1 protein-coding gene and 3 pseudogenes are annotated in these 2,693 nt (G+C 61.9%); 3 read left to right on the top strand and 1 reads right to left on the bottom strand.

The window, feature by feature from the left end; all coding sequences use genetic code 11:
- Positions 1-381 (bottom strand): annotated as a pseudogene (locus PU724_RS33600) (hypothetical protein); the annotation flags it as partial.
- Positions 382-431: 50 nt separating this feature from the next.
- On the opposite strand from PU724_RS33600, the pseudogene PU724_RS33595 reads away from it, so the two are divergent.
- The 3 genes and pseudogenes from PU724_RS33595 to PU724_RS33585 all read left to right on the top strand — a co-directional run.
- Positions 432-1,061: pseudogene (locus tag PU724_RS33595) on the top strand (IS630 family transposase); the annotation flags it as partial.
- A gap of 169 nt (positions 1,062-1,230) precedes the next feature.
- A pseudogene (locus tag PU724_RS33590) lies at positions 1,231-2,220 on the top strand (IS5 family transposase); the annotation flags it as partial.
- Between the two features lies 1 nt (position 2,221).
- Positions 2,222-2,566, top strand: a complete 345-nt coding sequence (locus tag PU724_RS33585; protein ID WP_354426079.1) for a hypothetical protein — start codon at positions 2,222-2,224, stop codon at positions 2,564-2,566.
- The last annotated feature ends 127 nt before the right edge of the window (positions 2,567-2,693 follow it).

Raw genomic sequence — 2,693 nt, 5'->3', positions numbered from 1 at the left:
TTTGCCAGGTCCACCCCGATCATTGTATCTTCCATTTGCCGTCCTCTCCTTTTCGTGGCGTTGAACACCACGACCTTGGCACATTGCGATGCCGTCTGGGGAGGGCGGCAACCATCCCATCTTCTGCGCCTTCACGTAAGGACGCACATATTCCGGCGACATCAATCGGACCTCGTGCCCTTGTTCGGCCAGAAGCCGTCCCAAATAATGTGCGCCGCAGCACGCTTCCATCGCTACAGTGCAGGGTGCGAGCTTCGAGGCGAAGCTCAAGACCCTCTTGGGCTGCATGCGGCGACGCAGCACCACATTCCCATCCGAATCCAGCCCCGCAACGCTGCAGCTGTTCTTGCCAAGGTCAATTCCCAGCATCATGATCGTCATGGCTCGTCCTTCTCCGCTTTCCAAACACAGGCATCCTAGCCGATGCCTCAAAGGAGGGCGGGCCATTCCATAAAACGCTGTTCGCCCTTGAGCAGGCGCGTGCTGATATTGCCCGCAGGCGCCAGCGATGGCGATCCTGGCAGGGCGGCCTCGATCCGCGGTGCCTGGTCTTCATCGACGAGACCTGGATCAAGACCAACATGGCTCCGCTGCGCGGTTGGGGGCCGAAGGGCCAGCGGCTGCGCGGCCTGGCTCCGCACGGCCATTGGCGCACGCTGACCTTCCTCGGCGCCCTGCGCTGGGATCGGCTCGCGGCGCCTTGCGTCTTCGACGGGCCAATTAACGGCCAATGCTTCCGCGCCTATGTCGAGCAGCAGCTCATCACTGTGCTGAAGCCCGGCGATATCGTCATCATGGACAATCTTGGAAGCCACAAGTCGGCGGCCATCAGGCAAATGATCAAAGCCGCCGGCGCCAGGCTCTGGTACCTGCCGCCCTACTCTCCGGATCTCAATCCGATCGAGCAGGCCTTCGCCAAGATCAAACACTGGATGCGCCAGGCGCAGAAACGCACCGTCGAGGACACTTGGCGCCACATCGGCCACCTCGTCGAAACCATCGAGGCAACCGAATGCGGAAACTACTTCGCCAACGCTGGATACGCTTCCGTCAAAACGTGAAAGGCTCTAGCAGGCTTCTCTGATTGGGGTCGTTGAGGTCAAGCTCCTGCTGATAATTTTCCGGACCATGTCGCCCCGCGGGTCACTCGCTTCTCTTCGCGGTCGACGTTAGGCCGCCGCATGATGGGGTCAGTAGAGCGAGGCGCCTCAATCTGTTGAACGACCTTTACGCGAGTTCGCGGCGCTGTACTCGCCGATCGGACGGCCCTCGATCCCGCCGGAGAAGCTGCTGCGGGCGATGCTGTTGCAGGCGTTCTATTCGATCCGCTCGGAGCGGCTTTTGATGGAGCGGCTGGAATACGACCTTCTGTTCCGCTGGTTCGTCGGCATCGGCATCGACGACGCAGCCTGGGACCATTCGGTGTTCTCCAAGAACCGCGACCGGTTGCTGGAGGGCGACATCGCTGCAAAGTTCCTGGCGGCGGTGCTGGCGCAGCCCAAGGTGAAGAAGCTCCTTTCCACGGATCACTTCTCGGTCGACGGGACGCTGATCGAGGCGTGGGCGTCGATGAAGAGCCTCAAGCCGAAGGACGGTTCGGGCGAAGAGCCGGGGAATGACTCAGGCGAGCCGCCGGCTCAGGGCGGTGGGCGAAACGCCGAAGCGGACTTCCATGGCCACAGGCGCTCGAACGACACACATGCCTCGACCACCGATCCCGACGCCAAGCTCTACCGCAAGGGACAGGGCAAGGAGGCCAAGCTATGCTTTATGGGACATGGCTTGATGGAGAACCGCCACGGCCTGCTGGTCGACGCCTGCCTGACACTGGCCGACGGACATGCTGAGCGGGTGGCCGCACTGCACATGATCGAACCTCGAGCGGAGCGGCCACAGGCGATCACGCTCGGCGCCGACAAGGCCTACGATGCGGAAGACTTCGTCAATGAGCTGCGCTCGATGGGGGTGACGCCGCATGTAGCGCAAAACACGAGCGGCCGTAGTTCGGCCATCGACGGGCGCACCACCCGGCATAGCGGCTATGCTGTCAGTCAGCGTATTCGCAAGCGCATTGAAGAGGCGTTCGGCTGGATCAAGACGGTCGCCGGTCAGCGCCAAACCAAGTTCCGCGGCCGGGACCGCGTCGGATGGGGCTTCACCTTCGCTGCCGCCGCCTACAATCTGGTGCGGCTGCCGAAGCTCATCGCTGGGACCAACTGACATGGCCAAGGTTCCAGCCATCGCCAAGGCCTTTGCCGGTCACTGGCGTATCGTCGAAATGGATGTCTGGGACAACGATTTCCTCGATCTCGTCGAAGAGGCGCATCTGACATTCAAAGGCGCGACGGACGGCGAGATCGGCTTCGGTGCCCTCAAAGGCTTCCTTGATGTCCGCTACGGCGCGCGAGACGGCTCGCCCTGCGCGGAATTCTCGTGGGAGGGTCACGACGAAAGCGATCCCGCTTGCGGTCGCGGATGGGCGATGATCGGCACTGCGGGTCGCCTCGTCGGCCACTTCTACATCCACAATGCCGACGATTCAGGTTTCGTCTGCGAGCGCGCCTGACTTCTTCAACAGATGGGGTGATTGGGGTCTCGCCCGAGCCAAGGGCGGCTGCTCCTGTCGAGATGTGAGAACGTGGTCGATGTAGATCGCCACAAACATCAGGAGGAGCAGCCATGAAGTATTTTGC

Source organism: Mesorhizobium abyssinicae, assembly GCF_049887195.1.
GTDB classification, from domain to species: Bacteria; Pseudomonadota; Alphaproteobacteria; order Rhizobiales; family Rhizobiaceae; genus Mesorhizobium; species Mesorhizobium abyssinicae.
The sequence above is the reverse complement of the archived record's forward strand: the minus strand, read 5'-3'. Positions and strand labels throughout refer to the sequence as shown.